General features: G+C 34.2%; 17 protein-coding genes, 1 tRNA gene and 1 rRNA gene. 2 read left to right on the top strand and 17 right to left on the bottom strand.

Annotated elements, in window-relative coordinates; genetic code table 11:
* The first annotated feature begins 2 nt into the window (after nt 1-2).
* Together ICJ84_RS12725 and ICJ84_RS12720 are read left to right on the top strand one after the other, a co-directional pair.
* Nucleotides 3-75, top strand: a tRNA-Phe gene (locus ICJ84_RS12725).
* 275 nt (nt 76-350) lie between these two features.
* Nucleotides 351-896, top strand: coding sequence for a hypothetical protein (locus tag ICJ84_RS12720; RefSeq protein ID WP_188216797.1), 546 nt, complete (start codon nt 351-353; stop codon nt 894-896).
* A 246-nt stretch (nt 897-1,142) separates the two neighbouring features.
* Here the strand turns inward: ICJ84_RS12720 and ICJ84_RS12715 are convergent, their stop codons facing one another.
* The 17 genes from ICJ84_RS12715 to rrf form a co-directional block, all read right to left on the bottom strand.
* Nucleotides 1,143-1,376 (bottom strand): hypothetical protein, encoded by a 234-nt coding sequence (locus ICJ84_RS12715; RefSeq protein WP_188216796.1) that lies wholly within the window; start codon nt 1,374-1,376, stop codon nt 1,143-1,145.
* A gap of 514 nt (nt 1,377-1,890) precedes the next feature.
* The gene (locus tag ICJ84_RS12710; protein WP_188216795.1) at nt 1,891-2,283 is read right to left on the bottom strand and encodes a hypothetical protein; all 393 of its coding nucleotides are present in this window, start codon (nt 2,281-2,283) and stop codon (nt 1,891-1,893) included.
* A 52-nt stretch (nt 2,284-2,335) separates the two neighbouring features.
* Nucleotides 2,336-2,728: a hypothetical protein gene (locus ICJ84_RS12705; protein WP_188216794.1), complete on the bottom strand. Its 393-nt coding sequence runs from the start codon at nt 2,726-2,728 to the stop codon at nt 2,336-2,338.
* A 73-nt stretch (nt 2,729-2,801) separates the two neighbouring features.
* Nucleotides 2,802-3,551, bottom strand: coding sequence for a hypothetical protein (locus tag ICJ84_RS12700; protein WP_188216793.1), 750 nt, complete (start codon nt 3,549-3,551; stop codon nt 2,802-2,804).
* Between the two features lie 12 nt (nt 3,552-3,563).
* On the bottom strand, nt 3,564-3,920 hold the full coding sequence (locus tag ICJ84_RS12695; protein ID WP_188216792.1) for a hypothetical protein: 357 nt from the start codon (nt 3,918-3,920) through the stop codon (nt 3,564-3,566).
* A gap of 28 nt (nt 3,921-3,948) precedes the next feature.
* Nucleotides 3,949-4,314: a hypothetical protein gene (locus tag ICJ84_RS12690; RefSeq protein ID WP_188216791.1), complete on the bottom strand. Its 366-nt coding sequence runs from the start codon at nt 4,312-4,314 to the stop codon at nt 3,949-3,951.
* Nucleotides 4,315-4,334: 20 nt separating this feature from the next.
* Nucleotides 4,335-4,811: a hypothetical protein gene (locus tag ICJ84_RS12685; protein ID WP_188216790.1), complete on the bottom strand. Its 477-nt coding sequence runs from the start codon at nt 4,809-4,811 to the stop codon at nt 4,335-4,337.
* Nucleotides 4,812-5,224: 413 nt separating this feature from the next.
* The gene (locus ICJ84_RS12680) at nt 5,225-6,661 is read right to left on the bottom strand and encodes a hypothetical protein (protein WP_188216789.1); all 1,437 of its coding nucleotides are present in this window, start codon (nt 6,659-6,661) and stop codon (nt 5,225-5,227) included.
* Between the two features lie 11 nt (nt 6,662-6,672).
* Nucleotides 6,673-6,969, bottom strand: coding sequence for a helix-turn-helix domain-containing protein (locus ICJ84_RS12675; RefSeq protein ID WP_188216788.1), 297 nt, complete (start codon nt 6,967-6,969; stop codon nt 6,673-6,675).
* Between the two features lie 59 nt (nt 6,970-7,028).
* Nucleotides 7,029-7,814: a hypothetical protein gene (locus ICJ84_RS12670; RefSeq protein WP_188216787.1), complete on the bottom strand. Its 786-nt coding sequence runs from the start codon at nt 7,812-7,814 to the stop codon at nt 7,029-7,031.
* 1 nt (nt 7,815) lies between these two features.
* Nucleotides 7,816-9,111: a site-specific integrase gene (locus ICJ84_RS12665; RefSeq protein ID WP_188216786.1), complete on the bottom strand. Its 1,296-nt coding sequence runs from the start codon at nt 9,109-9,111 to the stop codon at nt 7,816-7,818.
* A gap of 312 nt (nt 9,112-9,423) precedes the next feature.
* Complete coding sequence (locus ICJ84_RS12660) at nt 9,424-10,026, bottom strand: gluconate 2-dehydrogenase subunit 3 family protein (protein ID WP_188216785.1); 603 nt, start codon at nt 10,024-10,026, stop codon at nt 9,424-9,426.
* A 1-nt stretch (nt 10,027) separates the two neighbouring features.
* Complete coding sequence (locus tag ICJ84_RS12655; protein WP_188216784.1) at nt 10,028-11,731, bottom strand: GMC oxidoreductase; 1,704 nt, start codon at nt 11,729-11,731, stop codon at nt 10,028-10,030.
* Between the two features lie 21 nt (nt 11,732-11,752).
* Nucleotides 11,753-15,151, bottom strand: coding sequence for a DUF1080 domain-containing protein (locus tag ICJ84_RS12650; protein ID WP_188216783.1), 3,399 nt, complete (start codon nt 15,149-15,151; stop codon nt 11,753-11,755).
* Nucleotides 15,152-15,166: 15 nt separating this feature from the next.
* Nucleotides 15,167-16,435, bottom strand: coding sequence for a Gfo/Idh/MocA family oxidoreductase (locus ICJ84_RS12645; protein WP_188216782.1), 1,269 nt, complete (start codon nt 16,433-16,435; stop codon nt 15,167-15,169).
* Nucleotides 16,436-16,560: 125 nt separating this feature from the next.
* Nucleotides 16,561-18,324 carry a LamG domain-containing protein gene (locus ICJ84_RS12640; protein WP_188216781.1) on the bottom strand — a complete coding sequence of 588 codons (1,764 nt, stop codon included), beginning with the start codon at nt 18,322-18,324 and terminating at the stop codon, nt 16,561-16,563.
* Between the two features lie 123 nt (nt 18,325-18,447).
* Nucleotides 18,448-18,520 (bottom strand): 5S ribosomal RNA (gene rrf, locus ICJ84_RS17205); the annotation flags it as partial.

Genomic DNA, 18,520 nt, shown 5'->3' with positions numbered 1-18,520 from the left:
GAGGTACCTTAGCTCAGTTGGTAGAGCAAAGGACTGAAAATCCTTGTGTCCCTGGTTCGATTCCTGGAGGTACCACTTAACAAACTCGTAACGAATTCTTATAGAACGACTTACGAGTTTTTTTTTCTATAGGGTGCTGATTAGGGTGTTACGAAATTTAAAACGCTTCACTTAGCGCTAAACATTAGACATAAATATAGCTTAAACACCTCAACAGTAAATTACCTGTTAATAACTTTTCTAGTACGGTCTAAGTACATTCTATTATTTTGTAATAAAAAAGCTACGCTTTTTATATAATTTAACGCAACTTTTTGCATAACAATGCATCCTAAGTAAAAGATTTAGACATGAAACTAGCAATAACATTTACATTAGCATTCATTTTTTTTGTATCCTGTTCTACAAGCGACAGCAGAGAATTTGTAGCAGGTGAAGTTTTGGTTGGCATTAAAAGCGGAACAGATATAAGTAATACATTTGAGTTAATAAACCTTCTTCAACTTAAAGTTGAAAACATAAGGTCTTTAACTTTCACATCTGAGATGCCTTCAGACAACCTTCAGTACATCCTAGATGAGCTTAATTCAAAATCTTACACAAATGATGGTGTAGATTGGTTCGTTACAGGTTACATACATAGCGAAACAAACCAGATAACGATATTCCCAAAGCTCTTCGGGATAGATGATACTGAATTTCAAAACGACTGGCTTAATTCGATGAACGAACTAAAACTAGACGAAAAACACAATACAGAATTAAACAGTGGTGTTATTCATTTTTATGTGCCTATTGGTCAAGAAATAAAATGGAGAAATCGTCTCACTAACTATTCTATTGTAGATTGGGCTGAACTTAATTACATTGATGAGATACAACCTCTTATAGAATAAAAACACCCTAATCAACACCCTAAGGAAATAACAGAACCAATAACTAAGACAACATTAAAAACACATAACATCGGAGGGGGAATGGCTTGGAAGCGTTTCGGGCGTAAAGGTGGAGGCGTGCTAGCTGTATCATACCGCCAAGATGACCTCTCCCTTGTTTTTTACCTGAAGTTTAAATCGGTAAAGTTGGTGAAGCCTCGATACTAACAAAAAACCAGAAAAAAACTCAATACTCTTTTAAGTTACTCATCGTTTAACATTTAAATAAGGATATTTATACTTTTCATCAAAAGTATAAGTGTACCACATCCAAAACCTTAAAATATGTTTCTTAAATGTTCTGTATATAACTTGATTTTCTTCTTTAACATCATTCCTTTCAAGATAGGCTTCAAATCGAGTCTCCATGACTGAAAGCTCCCCCCCCTTTACTAGGGTATAGGCTAAAACCAAACTTCCCATCTTTAGTCTGATATTCATACGACCTTATTATACCTTCACCGCAAACGAAAGCATCGATTAAATTACCAACAACATTACTTAGAATAAATATAGGTATACTTATAATGATTACCTTTTTAACACGTGATAGAGCCATAATAAACTTTTATTAGTTAAATTTTCTTACCAAAATAAGATTTTTTTTTAATTATCCTTAGGATTTAAAAACACATAACATCATTGTAAAAATGGCTTGGGAGCGTTTCGGACGTTCATGTGTGGAACGAAGCTTTATCGGGCATCTTACTATCAAGCGAACACTTCCCTTACTTTTTTAGCTAAGGTTAAATCGGTTACCTTGATGAATCCCTAAACCCTAACGAAAAGTCAAAAAAAACAGAGTACTTAGTAAAAATCTACACCCACCCCCTAAAAACAAAGCGTTTTTCCTTTTAAGGGGTACTTACTTAAAACTAACTAGAGAGGCACACACCCAATCATATAACAATTTTGGGATTAATAGCTTAAAAGCACTTCAAGCTTTTTAATAGCATTAGTAGGTATAAATAATCTGCTCATCCCACCCCTCTATATTTAAGGGTGTCTCATTTTGTGTTTCTATTTGAAGAGGGGTTAAGTCGAACGTCTTTGTTATTTTAATAAGAGCTTCACAAAGCCCACCGTTTAACACCTCTACTTTTAAATCTCTTTGCAGAGGATAAAAAGATTGTGTTTGGTAATCATTAACACCGTACAAATTAATGTCAAATTGCTCGGAACTACAACCACTAGCCCAAAGAGATACACTAAGACAATCTCCATTTAACTCCACTTCGCCTATTTCGTAAGTAGCTGTTTCTATAACATTAAAATCATCCCGAGGAATACTCTTAGAGATAATGTCACAAATGCTATCATCGTCTTTATCATCCTTAGAGCAACTCAATATTACTATTACAACTGATGTAAACAACAGTATTTTTTGCAGAATCATAATTTTATTTTTTGAATTCTGCCGAAAAACCATGAATTTGGTCATCTGAAATTACGAGCCTCTCATTTAATGAAACAACAACTAATCTATTATAAACATCATCATCTAAGTATAGAATTTGAGTAGAACCATCGTTGTCTAAGCTGTATGAGTAAGTGCCACTTACTAACTTAAAACGTCTGTTTTCATCCTTATTAACTACGGTTAAATTAGAATTAAACTTGTTAAAACTCCATTTTACCTCCCCCTCAGAGTAGTCCTCGTTTATAGTAGCCATACCCCCTTGTTTGTTAATTAAATTCCAAGTACCATAAAGGGACTGTTCAACATTAGAACTTTCATTAGAGCAACTTATAATCGTTGCAATTGTAATAATTAATAGTAGTGTCTTTTTCATATAAATATATCGTTTAACATAATTACAAAACAGGGAGGTAAAAAAGCTGCTAGGCATAAAACAAAAATTTAACTTAATACTCTAAGGTTATTTCCTCTAAATCCCCTTCTCCAACTTCTAGCATAATATTTTGTGCAGAATACTCTCCTCCTTTCATTTTTGCTACTTCAATTCTATTAATTTCTCCCTCTGCTACCAGTACTTTAAAAGCATTATTTAGGTTAGAAGCCTTAAATAAATCTTTACTAACTACTAAGTTGAATTCGGTTTCAAAAACTTCATCATAGCTTTCTTCATTTTTTAACCCATATGGAAAAACTGAACGTACAGAAAAGTAATCTCCCTCTTGCTCAGGAATGAAATTATTTAAGTTTACAACTAACCACCTCTTCTTTGGCAAGTTATAAACAACCTCTATTACCGCATCTCTAGATTGAATTTTCACCCATTTATTAAGATTAAGATAGCTTATCAAATCAGGAGTAATAATATCCTCTCGTATATTCAAACTGTTAACGTCAGGAATTAACTCAAAATGCCCTATTTTTTCAGGATCTAACTCTTCAGGTTTTACATAAAACTGGTGATGAAAATAACCATTACTATCAGTAGTTAAATCAGCTATAAACCTTTTATAAAAAAGAAACATAAATCCACTTTCATATTGAAAACTAAGATTGACATCAGGTAATCCCTGACCATCAGTTGTAACAAATCTTCCAGATATTGTTGTACAATCCAAAGAGCAAACTTCATCTGTGGTGTCTTCAGTAAAACAACCAACTAAAAGAAACAATAATAATACACCAACAAGTTTTTTCATAGTCACAAGTATTTATTTTAAATAAAACCCTAGTTCTTCCATTTTAGCAACATCAGACTCTGCTACATTTACTGTAATGGTTTTACCTGTTAGACATGAACAAGCAAAACAGTCTTGTGCTGTTGAGGTTATTTCTACATTAACCTTGAAAACACTAATATCTTCACCAGCTAAGAACAACTTTAAAGCATTTGTAGTTTCAGCTTCTGTATCGTTCGCACCTGTTCCCCATGGGTCTGCACAACCTGTTTGCTCCCAAAAGACTGAGACCCCCTCATTAGTCGATTCATCATTACTACAGCCAAACTGAATAATAGCAACGATTAAACCAACTAACCCTTTGTAAAACCACCTCTTATATTCAATCATAACAATCCTGTCAGTATAACTAAAATGTTTAATCACTAATATTAAATGTTATTTTAAGTTTTTTTTCAACAGGAAGTAAACCTGTAGACACGTCAAAAGAAACAAACTCTATCTCAACAAAATCAACTCCCGTAAAACCAATTTCACTTTTATAAGTATAAATAATTTCACGATTAACGTCATCTTCCAACTCACTAATCTCAAAATATTTTGCTTGTTCCGATATTCGAGCTCCCTGCTCATCCCCAAAAAAACCAAGACTATACTCAAAATTTTCTAAGTTCTTAATATCAAAATCGAGTTCTTGCAAATCTACATCTGGCTCATCATTACTACAGCTAAACTGGCAAATAACTGTTACTACCGCTAAAACAAGTAATATCGTTTTTTTCATGTCTTTAATTTTTACCTGTTTTAAATTTTTACTTCAACTAAAAATTGAAGAGGGATAACCTCCCTTAATTCTAACAACTGGTCACCATACACAACCTCTTTGGGAAGAGTAAACTCAATATCACATACGCTTTCAATTAATTCTGCGGTAAAATCGAGTGTAATATCTTCTTCTTCGCTTAATTTTATTACGTATGTAAAATTAGTTCGATTAGGAATCCCCAACTCCACCGTATTATCGAATTCTCTTATTTTTGAACCTACTGGCTCTATTTCACTAGCAGGATTAACCCTATAACTTAATCCATTTTCAAACGACATACCCTCGATATCGTAAGTACCATTCTCTATTAAGTTGTTACCCTCAGCATCAACTAATTTAATATAAAGCGTTGGGAAATAGGGGTCATAAAGCATACAATCAATCCCACTATCTTTATCGCTTGAACAGCTAAACAACATAACAGCCAATAAAAATACAACAAGTCTTTTTTCCATTTAAATCATGTTTTTAAATAAAGATGCAAAATTCTTACAAAGGTTGCGTCAAAACCTCTCAAAATTTTAATAAAGTTCGTTTTTGTACCCTTTTAATACTACTTTGTATAAGTTTCTGTGATAAAGCTATGTAATGATATTAAGTACCCCTTTAAAACAATTTAAGAACTGCATACCAATACCTAAAAATATACTCTTTTGTTTGTGTGTAAGGTCTGAAGTAAGGATATTACAGACACTTACACACGCACATATGCTTTAGAAAGGAATAAACACTAATTTAAATTAAATCGACTTCAACTTAGGTTCAGACTCCATACACTAAGTTATATGAATTGAACTTATAAAAAAGCCTCTTACAACATACCTACTAGACATTCAACTTTAAACTGCTTACTGTAAAGCAGACATTCTTATGCTACATCACACAATTCTGCTTTCCGTTGTAGCCCCTCTAACGTATCATTTATTATTCGCTTATTCCACCTCTCGACATGAAGTTTAGGTTCATAACCTATCGCAGACTTCAACTCGTGTTTCATTATTTGCGTAACAGGTCTTACAAATGCCTGTGTAGTTGCTGTGCTATCATGTATGGTGAAGATAGGTGCTTCTGGATGTTCGATTGAAATACGTTTTGCTATTACATCTATAACTAAATAACTTTCCACAGCTTGCAACAAACGTGGCAATAAACTTTTATCTTTACTCTTAATTATAGTAAATACCTTATGTACCTCAGGAAAATGCTGTGCAAATATTTTCTTTGTATTTGAGCTATACCTGTTACCCGAAAACATCATTCTAAACACTTCATCCTTTACGTGCTTCCTGCTATACTCTTGTAGCACTAAATCCGATTTAAAAACCTCTACTAAGTACTCATATAGCTCGCCATTAACAACAAACTCACTGTAAGCTGAAACCTCTGTATTTAATAGGGTTTCTGCTATTTTGCGACACATAATGTTAGTTAGTTGTTTTGTTAGGTTTGTAGGTAAATGGTTAAAAAGTAAGTTGTTTTGTTGAATTTTGGCTTTCGATTTTTGCTCGATTTTAATTTTCTCATTTTCAGCCTTTAAAATACCTATCCAAAAAGAGGAATCTAAAAGCAAAATACTTAGGTAAGGTTGACTATTCTTTATGTCGATAGACACTAACTCCTCACCATCGTAAGAAAGAGCATTACGAGTTAACCCTCGCATGTTAGTTAGTACTGTATGATACCTCCTAACGTTACTATCACGCTTCAAACTATAACTGCCTTGTTTTAATTTCATAATACCTATAACAGCATGCTTGTATTGATTGTAAGGCAGTTTGTATTTTTTTTTCAGCATATCATAATCACGTAGACTTTTTTTGGCTCGTTTAATAATAAACTCTTCTAAATGAAAATTTAACATTAACTCGTAATCAAGGGCTAACTTATCGTTATACCATTTGTTGAGGTAATTCAATCCTCGAATAGAAGAATGCTTACCATCTGTTTCTTTAACATACTTTTTAAGTGTGAAATCTTTAATTTCAGTTAATTTTAAACCACCTCTTAGCTTCTTAGTAATTTTATACCCCTTAGACTTCTTACCTACGATATAATGCTCGTTTGTCTCTATTACCCCCTCATCAATAAGATAATCTATGTATTTCCTGTAGTTACGAATTACTTTTAAACTTCTCGAACTAACTGGCTGAAACTCTTCGAGCAATAAATCCTTATCGTACTGAGAGGCTTTTAAGATTAAGTTAATTATGTATTTAAGCTTGTCTACTTTGAAACCGCTAATTTTAGGGGGTCTGGCATCTACCAGAGCTTCTAAACTCAGGCTTTTAGGCATGACTACAATCATAATAGTTAGATTTAACCTAAAGCCTTTTGCAGCTCTACTAGTTCGTACCTAACTAAATTGCCTATCTTCAGAGGTTTTAGTATTCCATGTTTAGCCCAATTATTTAAAGTTACCATCGAGACTTTAAGGTAATCAGCAGCCTCCTTTCGGGTCAACAGCTTACTTGTTTCCTTGTTAATCTCTTGTTTTAGCTCCTCTTTAAGCTGCGCCTTAGTTTTTTCTAATTCTACCTTAACGCCTGCATTAATCATCTCTACAAGCACCTCAGGAGTAACCCCGTAAACGTTCGTTAAAATTTGTTTGTTCATATCTGTTTTTTAAATCGTGAACAAACATATAGCGATGTTTATAGGGCGAAAATTGGGGTTTATTGGGGTTTATTTGCCTTATATATTTCTACTAAGTACTTCACCCTTGACTCATGTTTAAATCCTGAAGACATAGCCTTATTTGAACTAATTTCAACATTATAATTCTTTCTAAGAAAATCTATGTAATCAGCTAATCCAACATTATGAGTAAAAATAAGTGAACGACAATCGGTGTTATCTAATATAGCTTTAGCAAAAGCCTGAAAACCTCTCTTTTGCACTTCGTTTCCTTTATCATTTAAGTACCCTTCATCTATTAATGTACTGCGAAACCAAATAAAAGCTTCTACGGATTTAAAAACTCGTTTATCAAACTCAGGCTCATTTATTTCCTCTTTAGGCTTGACTAGCTGCAATATTTCACTAATGTGCTTTCCTGTAAAATACCCAGTCAATTCATGCTGTAATATATAAGCTTTATCTCTGTCCTCTCTATTAAACTCGTGATAAGAATACAATAATAACGAACCTAGAGTATCATCTTTGAAATGGCTACATTCAATATCATTAAGCGAGTCTTCATATCCTGAAATTAAACTATTAGCTCTTTCTTCTGAAACATTGTAATACCTCAAACCACTAATGCCATCAAACACAAAATCTTTGTACATAGATACTTTTTCATTAGGTAGCATCAACAGATTCTTTTTAATTTCTAATTTTAGTCGTTCAGAATACTTTACGATTTGCTCTATTAAAACAAGCCCAGAAGAACCTCCCCTATAAATTTCGCTATCGTTAATTAAATTTGTAAAATAGGTGTAGTTTGTAAGTTCCACCATTTCAATTCAAATTAAAGTACCCCTTTTTGGCTATGTGAAGAGACTTTTGCTCGTTATTAATCCTTATGTACTTATAAAATTCTTTATCCGTTTTATGCCCCGAAAAGTGCATTATAGCATCTACTGGCATCCCTTGCTTAAACTTATTAGTACAGAAGCTTCTTCGGGCTGTATGCGTTCCTATTAAACTGAATTTAGCGACATAATCAACTTGCTTTTTACCGCCTCTGGTTTGTGCACATTTAACCTCTTCATTAATCTCCGCCATTTCAGCGATAGCCTTTAAATCTTTATTAATTTTCTGCTCACACCGCTTCTTAGGAAAATCACCTCCATAACGTTCGTTCATTATAAATTTCATTTCCTTAGTTATGGGGCAATCAACCTCGTTACCAGTTTTCTTTTGCTTAATTTTGATAAACTCTATACCCTCATTTTCAAAAACATCTCTAATAATCAACCCATTATAATCACTAACCCGTTGCCCTGTGTAGCACCCCATTAAAAATATATCTCTTGACAGTTCAAAACTTTTGTTAGCTGAGAGGTTAAGGTTAGTCAGTTTTGTAATTTCTTCCTCTGTAAGATAAATCGAGGTCGTCTCCTCCGAAAGCACTTTAAAATCCTTGTGTTTATAGTATTTATACTGGTTAACCCCCTCTTCTGTCGCACTATTTAAAAAGGTTTTAAGGTTCTTGATGTGTTTTCCAATTGTATTGATGCGTTTATCGTCATCTTCAAGAAAACCTATGAAGTTTAGGTAGAAATCTAAGTTAATATCCTCAAAGTTAGTACGTACCGAATACTCTTTATCGAACCTCTCGATTAACTTTTTAGTTTGTTTATAAGACCTTAAAGTAGAAGCTTCAATTCGCCCCTCCTTTCTCTTAAAAAACGATTCGCAAAAACCATAGAAGTCCAAACAGATATTTTCATCCTCAACATGACTTTTATTTGTAACAGCAACTAAGCATGCTTTTAAGTGCTCCTTTGTAATTGCTATTCCCTTAGCATCTAGTTTTGACACTTCCCTTTTAATAGCAACCTCCATTTCATCAAGATGCGTGTTAATTTCAGCCCTGTTTAGGATACCAATTTTATTTCTAACACGCTGCTTAGACAAATCCCAGTTGGCTAAACTGATATTATACGAAGCTGAATATTTAAACCTTAATTTACCATAGTTATAATGTAGCATTATTAAAGATTCCTTTTTGGGGTTGGCTTCCAAGCTCTTAATCGAGTCTTTTAAAGCAAACCTAAGAGACCCCTTAGCCCTTTCTATAAGTGTTGCCATCAATTCTATTTTTTGAGGCAAATATGTATGTTTTGCTCAAAAGGGTGCTTATTAGGGTGCTATTAATTATTAACAACCTTTTATTAGTTTTTAATAAGTTTATCTCCTCAGAGTACAAAATCGTATCTTAACTTTCACGTTATAGACAAACTAAGTAAACTGAAGTAAAAAGCGGAAAAAATAACAAAGGTACTGGAGGTACCACTACAAAAATCCCGAAACAAATGTTTCGGGATTTTTTGTTTATAACGATTTCAAAAAAAGAGGTGAAGTTTTCTAACTTCACCTCTTTTTCAATAACTATTTACAATTTTAAACTCCAAATTCTTCTTCAGATATACAAGATATAAAGTTGGGAGAATAAGGATTATACTTATTAACTTCATCATATAATGCTTCAGAAGAAGAATAGGTAAACAAGGTATAACTTCTTACAAATAACAAAAACTTATATAAAAAATACCTATCATCATTGTTTCTGTTAGGTTCACCTAGCATTTTAAGCACTTTTTCAGATTCATCATCTTCAATATCAAAATAATTAGCTATTACAAATTTATAGTCAAATTTATCTCCTGCAAGAACATCTTTCCCTGTCAATACCTCAAAATGCTTATCAAATATATCAGCTCCTTTCAAAAATTGCTGCTGCTCTTCTACATCTATAACTTCTCGTAAGATCAAGTCTAAAAACTGTGAAGTATTAACTGCTGATGCTGCAGGAAGATTATCGGGAGGCAGAATTACATCTGCTATCATTTGCAACACATAACCTTGAGATTCACTTAAAAATAAAGGCTTCCAGTTTAATTTATTTCCACCTTCACATGATGCCAATATTTGAATTATAGATGGACCTGCAACAGCATATCCCAGCCCGAGTCCTAAAGTTTTTAACGTTTGCCTTCTATCCATCTTAAAACCGGTTATTTTTAATTTGCTCCACGGCATGATTAGCGGCTCTTGCCGATAACGCCATATAAGTAAGAGATGGATTTTGGTAAGGTGAAGAGGTCATACAAGCTCCATCGGTAACATAAACATTTGGTACAGCATGAACCTGATTATGTTTATTTAAAACCGAAGTTTTTGGATCATGTCCCATCCGGGCTGTCCCCATTTCATGAATAGCATGCCCAGGATAACATGGTTCATTATACCCCTTAACATTTTTAAATCCGGCTCTTTTCATCATATTAACAGCTTCCCTTTCCATATCCTCTCGCATTTTCATTTCATTTTCTTTGAATTCGCTATCGAAGGTAATGGTAGGTATGCCCCACTCATCTAATTCATTGTAATTTAAATACATTCTGTTCTCATGATAAGGTAAACATTCTCCAAAGCCAGTCATGCCAATTTTCCAAGGTCCTGGTTTAAACATCTGTTCTTTTAATGTTTTACCATAAGATAATTCTCGTATTCCATTTTGCCAGTTGGTGCGACTTGCCGATCCCTGAAATCCGAAACCTCTCAAATAATCTTGTTTTGTTTCACTATCTCCTAAATTCCTAAATCTCGGAATATGAAAACTTGTTGGACGATGTCCTTTATAGTATTTATCTTCAAAGCCATCAACAGTAGCAGTTGCGCCAACCTTGAAATGATGATCCATAAGATTATGTCCCAACTCTCCACTATCGTTTCCAAGACCATTAGGAAATCGTTTAGATTTGGAATGCATTAAAATAGCTGTACTAGCTATAGCAGAAGCACAACAGAAAATTACTTTTGCAGAAAATGTTAAAGTTTCATGGGTTTCGGCGTCGATAACTTCAACCCCAGTAGCAAGTTGCCTATTATTGTCATAAATAATTTTATTTACAATTGAATGAGGCCGTAAGGTCATGTTTCCTGTTTTGGCTGCTGCTGGCAATGTAGATGCGTTACTGCTAAAATACCCTCCATACATACAACCTCTGATACATTTATTTCTATTCTGACAATTAACCCTGCCTTCATGTTCAACATCTCCTGTTAAATGCGCAAAACGCCCCATGATTAAATAGCGATTATCGTACTCATTTTCAATTTTATTTCTGAATTCCTGCTCGACACAATTTAATTCCATTGGAGGCGTAAAAATGCCATCAGGCAAATATGAAAGCCCTAATTTTTCACCACAAACACCAATAAAACGTTCTACTTTATCGTACCACGGTGATATATCTTTATAGCGGATAGGCCAGTCTACTGCGATACCTTCCTTTTTGTTAGCCTCAAAATCAAGATCACTTAAACGAAGTGTTTGCCTGCCCCAGGTTATAGAACGTCCACCTACATGGTAACCTCGAATCCAATCGAAACGCTTATCTTCATTATAGGGATGTTTTAAATCGTCTACAAACCAGTGTTTATGCTCTTCGCGGACAGCAAAACCCGTTCGATCTTGCTTTTCTTGTCTTTTACGATCTTCTCGATTAACCAGGCCTCGGTACTTAAACTCCCAAGGCTCCTTAATCATGGTAGGATAATCTTTAATATGTTCAACATTGCGGCCCCGTTCCAACACCAGCGTTTTTAAACCTTGCTCACACAATTCTTTTGCTGCCCATCCTCCGGAAATACCTGTACCTATTACAATGGCATCGTACACCACTTCATTATTCAATTTACTCATTACAATCCACAAATAATCTTACTATTTTGACAAATCTTTAATTCTTATATTTCTGAACCAAAGTTCGGAACCATGACCCAAAAATCCTATGTGTCCTTTTTGTCTTTGTAATCCAGGATGGTCTTTGTGATCGGCCGTTCCGTTTTTTGAAGCCTCTTTCACATTGCCATCAACAATTACCGTTCCATTTAAAGTTATTTTTATATGATCTCCTTTTACCTCTACCTCTTCATAATTCCATTCGCCTACAGGATTTAAAAATCCACGTTTTGCAGCAATGATTCCATAAACTGATCCATGATATTGATAAGGTTCTAAATTCGCATAAATGGACGCCGTATCATCCAGAATTTGCAACTCTTTTCCAACATAAGCTGCATCACCTTCTAATGGCGCATGAATTCCTAAGCCGTTATTTGCACCTGGCGTTAATTTAAACTCAAAACGAAACACAAAATCAGAGTATTCTTCAGCTGTAAATAAATTACCATGGCCTCCTTGCTTTGGTCGCACTGCAATCTCGTTATTTTCTACCACATAATCAACCTTATTCCCTATCCATCGATCTAAATCTTTACCATTGAAAAGGGATTTAAAACCTTCTTGCTGCTCAGTCTTCGATAATAAATCGTCGCCTGAAATAATTTCGCGTACGTAAATATTTCTAAAACCAAGATCCTCTCCATGCGCTTGTAACTCAATGGCTTCTTTTGGAAATATATCCATATTTCTATCCCAGTAATTTTCAAGAGGTACATTATCTGTAACTAAAACGCCATTCAGATAAACAGTTACACGATCTCCAACCATTTTAATTCTGAAGGTATTCCAGTCGTTAATAGGATTATCGGCCACTACCAATGGTTTACTTTGGTATACCTGATTATTATAAAGGCCTCCGCTTCCAACCTGAGCACCTACATTAGTTCTGGCAATATCCCAAATTTGTACCTGTGGTGTACCTCTAAGGTAAATTCCGCTATCACCGCCATTTGTAATTTTCCAGTCCACCAACATTTCAAAATCGCCATAATCTTTAATAGTACAAATATTGTTATAACCTTCACCTTTAAAACCAATAACACCATCTTTTACAAACCAATCTTTCAACATTTGAGTATTAGCCACCGATTGTGCTTTAGCCAATTGAGCTTTGGTCATTTTTCCTCGAGCTATAGGGTTTTGCACCAGTCCTTCCCAGCCACTCAAATCTTTTCCATTGAAAATAGACACATAGCCTTTATCCTGTGGCATTTTCTCTAAAAACTCTTTTACATCAAGTTTTATATATTGACTGTCAGGACCAGTTAAATTATCAACACTTCTTGAAACGATATCTTTAACAACAACTCCGCTTAAAGCATCATTTTTCCCTGGGGTTGGTAAAGCTATCTTAATAACAGCATTAGAGGCATGTGCCACTAGGTTTTGATTATCGAGGAATTCTGAAACGAACACTAGAGACAAAAATGTTTTAATATTGGATGCCTCAGATATAATTTGCTTTTTTTCATCGGTGGATTTAGCGTATTCAGCAAGCTTTCTAACCAATAATAATTTCTGATCATCTGGATAACCCGATACATTAACTTTTCTCAAATATCCTTTGAATGCATTTTGTTTTAATTCTGAATCATTTGTTACCACATCAAATAACACTGGAAGGGCATCGTTATTCTTCCACTCTGAAAGCGTTTCAATCGCTAATAGTTTAGTTGCTTGATCTCCCGATTTTAGTTCATTTGAAACGAGTTGCAAAGCATTACTACTGCCTAACTCAGATAAAAGCGGAATCCATTTAGACTTATCATTATCTGCTTCGAATGCCTTATAAATTAATTCGGCCTGTGTATTATCTTCCGAATCTAAAACACCTGTAATCGCTACTTGAAGATTTTTAATATTCTCATCGTCGTTTTCATTAGACAATAAATCTATTAATTCGTTTATGTTATCCTTTGAAACCATAAATGGTATTGAAGCATAAATAGTTTTCTTCAAATCGGCATCCAAAGTTTCTAAATAGGTAACCACGGTATGAAATTGATTATTTGCGTGTCTTGCTGCCAGCAGACGAACCAAAACAGCCTTTGATTTTGAATTGACCATATCGAGTTTAGAAGCCAGAACATCTGAATCGTCCAAAGAAACCACTCTTAAAAGCGTTTCTTCTATAGCCTGCAATTCAGCCTCAGATTGGGCATTGTTTAATTGTGTTAACAATACAGGTAAACCCTTTTGTTTATCCTGATAATCCAGAGCTTTTATTCCCGCTATTTTAACGGCTTCATTTTTTGAATTTATAGCCTTTAATAAAACATTATTAAACACTGATTCTGATTTATTGCTCTTTAACATATCAATGATCAAAACCTGTTCTTCTGGTGAGGATTTTTTAAAAGCTTTAATCCAATTTACCCTATTTTCTGTAGTAAGTTGTTTTGAAGCAGCATTAATAACGGCTGCCTTATAAGCCAAATCACCTTTCTTTAATTCTTTTGATAAGAATTTAAAAGTATCTTCATTACTCCCTTCTGCAATTAAATACATTCCGGATGTCCTGAAAGGCAACTGATTATTATCGGTACAATTTTCCAATAGTAAATATCCTATTTCAGAACTTAACTTGGTATTACCTTGTTTTTGCAATATATTACCATACATTATTAATGCTAAAATCGCTTTTGATTCATCTAAATTATAATTTGAATTTTTAGCAGCAGCTATTAAATACCCGGACGAATCGATCAATCCGAAATTAGCAATAGCCATTAATGCACTTTGTTTAATCGGATTAAAATTTGAACTTCCTAATTCGTATAATAACTCAACCGAGGGCTCGTAATGTAATTGCCCCAAGGCATCAATAAACGCCGGTTTCATCTCCTTATCTGTAATTTTGAGACCCTCAAATATAACCTTAGCGGCTGCATCTGTTCCAATAGCTTGTAACGCCGATAACGCCTGCTTGTGCAATGTTTTATGAGATAAATAAGTCTGTAAAATAGGTAAACTAGTATTAGTGCCGCAAAAATTTAAACGTTCAATTAAAAAAGCGCTTAATTCATCATTTGAAGTGTTTTTTAATGTGTTAAGTAAAACCTGTTCTACAACATGGTTGGTATCAACATCGGGATGACCTCCACTATACACGGCTACACTTTGCATAGCGTATCTAGCTTGGGTATCATCTCCTGAACCCAAAGGTACCAGCATGTTGGCAAATTTTTGCACACCATCTACGTCAAGGTTTACCATTTCTCGCATCAACTTATCCAGATGATTTAAATCTTTGGTTGGTAATTGCGCTAAAATATCGGCCACTTTGGTTTCTAATGTTCTGTTTATTTGGCCTGTTGAAATTTGTGATGCACTTAAAAACAAAACTAAAGTGCTTATTATTGTTATAATTCTTTTCATTGAAATTTAAATAGTTTAATATGCCCAAGAGCTTCGTTCTGGTTGATTTATTAATCGGTTAGCCTCTTCATCGTTAATAAACTCTTGCTTAACAGGATCGAAATGAAGAGTTCTACCTAGGCGTAATGCTGTAATCCCCATATTTACAATCGTTGCAGACCGATGACCATTTTCTTCATTTAAAGCAAACTTTTTACGCGTTTTAACCGATTCTGTAAACGATGTAATTTGTTCTTCTGGGTCTGGAATACTGTTTATGATACCTTCTATATTGGGAATATCAGATTTAAATCCGTTGAAAATTTTTCCATCTGGTCCCTCAATATAGGCGGCATTCTTATCTTCATTAGCACCATCTAATATAATCTGACAACCGTCGGCATAAGTAAATATTATTTTTCTCCAGGTTCCAATAGCATCATAATGCTGTTGTGGGGCGTCAACTTCAACTTTTACCGGACTAGTATTGTCTTTACCTAAAAAGTACTGAACCGGATCGATATAATGTTGCCCCATATCCCCTAATCCGCCTCCATCATAATCCCAGTAACCTCTGAATGTGGTATGCACGCGATGAGCGTTATAAGGTTTTTCGGGTGACGGCCCTAACCACATATTATAATCTAAATGATCAGGAACTGTTTGTGGTTTTAGATTTTCTTTTCCAACCCAATAAAATTTCCAATTAAATCCGGTTACCCCGCTAATTGTAACTTTTAAAGGCCAACCCAACACTCCACTATCTACAACTTTTTTAAGTTTTCTGACAGGGGTTCCCATGCCATAAAAATTATCTTGAAAACGGAACCAGGTGTTTAAACGAAACATTCTGCCATGCTGTTTCATGGCTTCTACTACGCGCTTACCCTCTCCTATGGTTCTGGTCATGGGTTTTTCACACCAAACATCCTTACCTGCTTCAGCAGCCATAATAGACATTATAGCATGCCAATGCGGTGGTGTAACAATATGCACAATATCTATATCTGGTCTGGCTAAGACTTCCCGGAAATCGCGATAACCCTTCACATCATTTCCTACCTTACTTAATGTATTTGCCAAATGCTTTCCATCGGCATCACAAATTGCCAATAATTTAGTGCCTTCATAGGTCAAATGGCCTTGTCCCATACCTCCTACACCTATTACTGCTTTTGTTAATTGATCACTAGGTGCTATAAAATTAGTACCACCCATAACGTGCCTTGGTATGATGCTTATACCAGCGGTGGCAACCAATGCCTTTTTTACAAAGTCTCTTCTGTTAGTTGTCTGTTTTTTCATTTAGTTATGTTTAAACAATACAATACATGATTCTAATAATCATGTATGAATTTATAGCTGTAAATCTAAAAACAGAGATGTACTAAAAGGGGTAACAAAGAGGGTAACTACTTAAAAATGTGCAATTAATTCAAAATATCTTTTGAATACTGCTGACCGTAAAATTGTTCATACAATTTATAGAATTGTTCCGAAACTTTTTGAGCAGACATGTGTTTTCCCTGCTTCATTAATAGTTTAACTTTGAAATCTACGGCTTCTTCGTGAAGAGCATCTATATTTAAAATCACATCACATACCTGAAGTTTAATATCGCTGTAAATGTGTTCATCGGATAGACAAGGTGTTAAAAATTCTAATATAAAATCATCAAACTTGGATTTAAAGGAATCAATCCATTCCTCATCAAAATTTGGTAGTAAAATACCTAAGTTTAAAATAGCAAGAATTTCCTTTAGAGAACTATAGTCATACTTAATTTTATGGGAAGTAAAAATGTGTGGAAGCCGTTCATTTAAATGAAAAAGATCAATTTTTGAAGAATTATTTAAAATGACCCTCCATTTTTTATCAGAATAAATTACTTCAATCCCATCAAGCTCTTCTAGAATATTTCTTATTTCCTTTACCTGAGTACTTCGATTATTTTTCACCTGGGCATTACTAAAACTAGGCCACAATAACTGGCCCATTTTCTTGGAAGTTATACCGTCTTCCTTTAGCGTAAAGAGTAATAGGCAAATTATTAATTCACGTCTTTTTGGAGGAAACTTATGCGTAATATCTGCACCATCCTTATTAACAACACGAAATCCTCCCAATAAACGAATAGCTATTCCAGCCCCATTAACTTTTAATAAAGACGTCTCTAGGGTGGTATTATTAACTCCTTTATTTACACTTTTTGTTCTTATATATTTTATAATTAAAAAACCTATTAAAGTACCCCCTAACATAACTAGAATAGCCATAGTTAAAAAACTAGACGTTTTTGATTCAAGCAATATACCCGAGTTAAAAATCTGTTTGATTTCGTCATCACTTAATGGTCGTTGCCAAATGGCAAGATCTCGAATAAATCCCTGATAATGTTCACCCCATAAATTCGTACCAACTACCAATGAATGATCTGTTTGATTAATACCTGACGACTTAATAGTACTTACCAGATTTCCATTAATAAAGAAATTTAACTCATTATTGGGAAGATAAACAAAAGCGACATGAGACCATTCTTGTTCATTAATCTTATTATGCTCACTAAAATGATCCTTAATACTTGGGGTAGTAAACTGTAAATAACCATCAACAATTTTAGCCGAAAAGACTTTACCCTTTCCTATAATACTGTGTTTATCCCTAATTTGGGTAGGCTTAACCCAAGCTGCTATAGTTAATTCTTCAAACACATCATCTTTACCAGAACGCAAATCTATATAACTCGATGTTCCATTAAAATGAGCTGCTTTTCCAAATTTGGAATCACTTTCGAATACTACATCATTATAAATAAAATCATCATTCGTAGTTAACAAATTATCAACCTCATTTTTTAAAGGTAAATAAATCTTAAGTTTATCCTTTAAATCATATTTCACCGCATTAAATACCTTAAGACTATCTGCTTTGAAACTATTAAAATCAAAAATATCCGGAGTAAACCAAAAACCCCGTTTTTGAGGAGACAGTGTTTTGAAAGAGGATTTAAAAGGTCCTGTTGTAATTTTCCCCGAATACTCCTTCCAGTTAACATTTTCCAAGACCTTACCATTAATCTCTGCGGTAGCATAATAAGATATGTCAAGTGATCCAAAAGCTTTTAATGAATCTATAGACACTTGAGCAGAGGCCAGTGCAGAAATAACATAAAAACTAACAAATAATTTCATTCTTAGTAAAGCCATAATAGATAAACGAGGCCGTAAGGTATAAAAAAGAAAAAATTTATAAAAGGAAAGTAACGTAAGTCTAAAACAAAAAATCCCCAACAAATAAATGTTGAGGATTCTCAAAAAAGGCAACGACCTACTCTCCCACTAAACGCAGTACCATCGGCGCTAACGGGCTTAACTTCTCTGTTCGGAA

It is taken from the genome of Aestuariibaculum suncheonense, assembly GCF_014596935.1.
Classification (GTDB): domain Bacteria; phylum Bacteroidota; class Bacteroidia; order Flavobacteriales; family Flavobacteriaceae; genus Aestuariibaculum; species Aestuariibaculum suncheonense.
The sequence above is the reverse complement of the archived record's forward strand: the minus strand, read 5'-3'. Positions and strand labels throughout refer to the sequence as shown.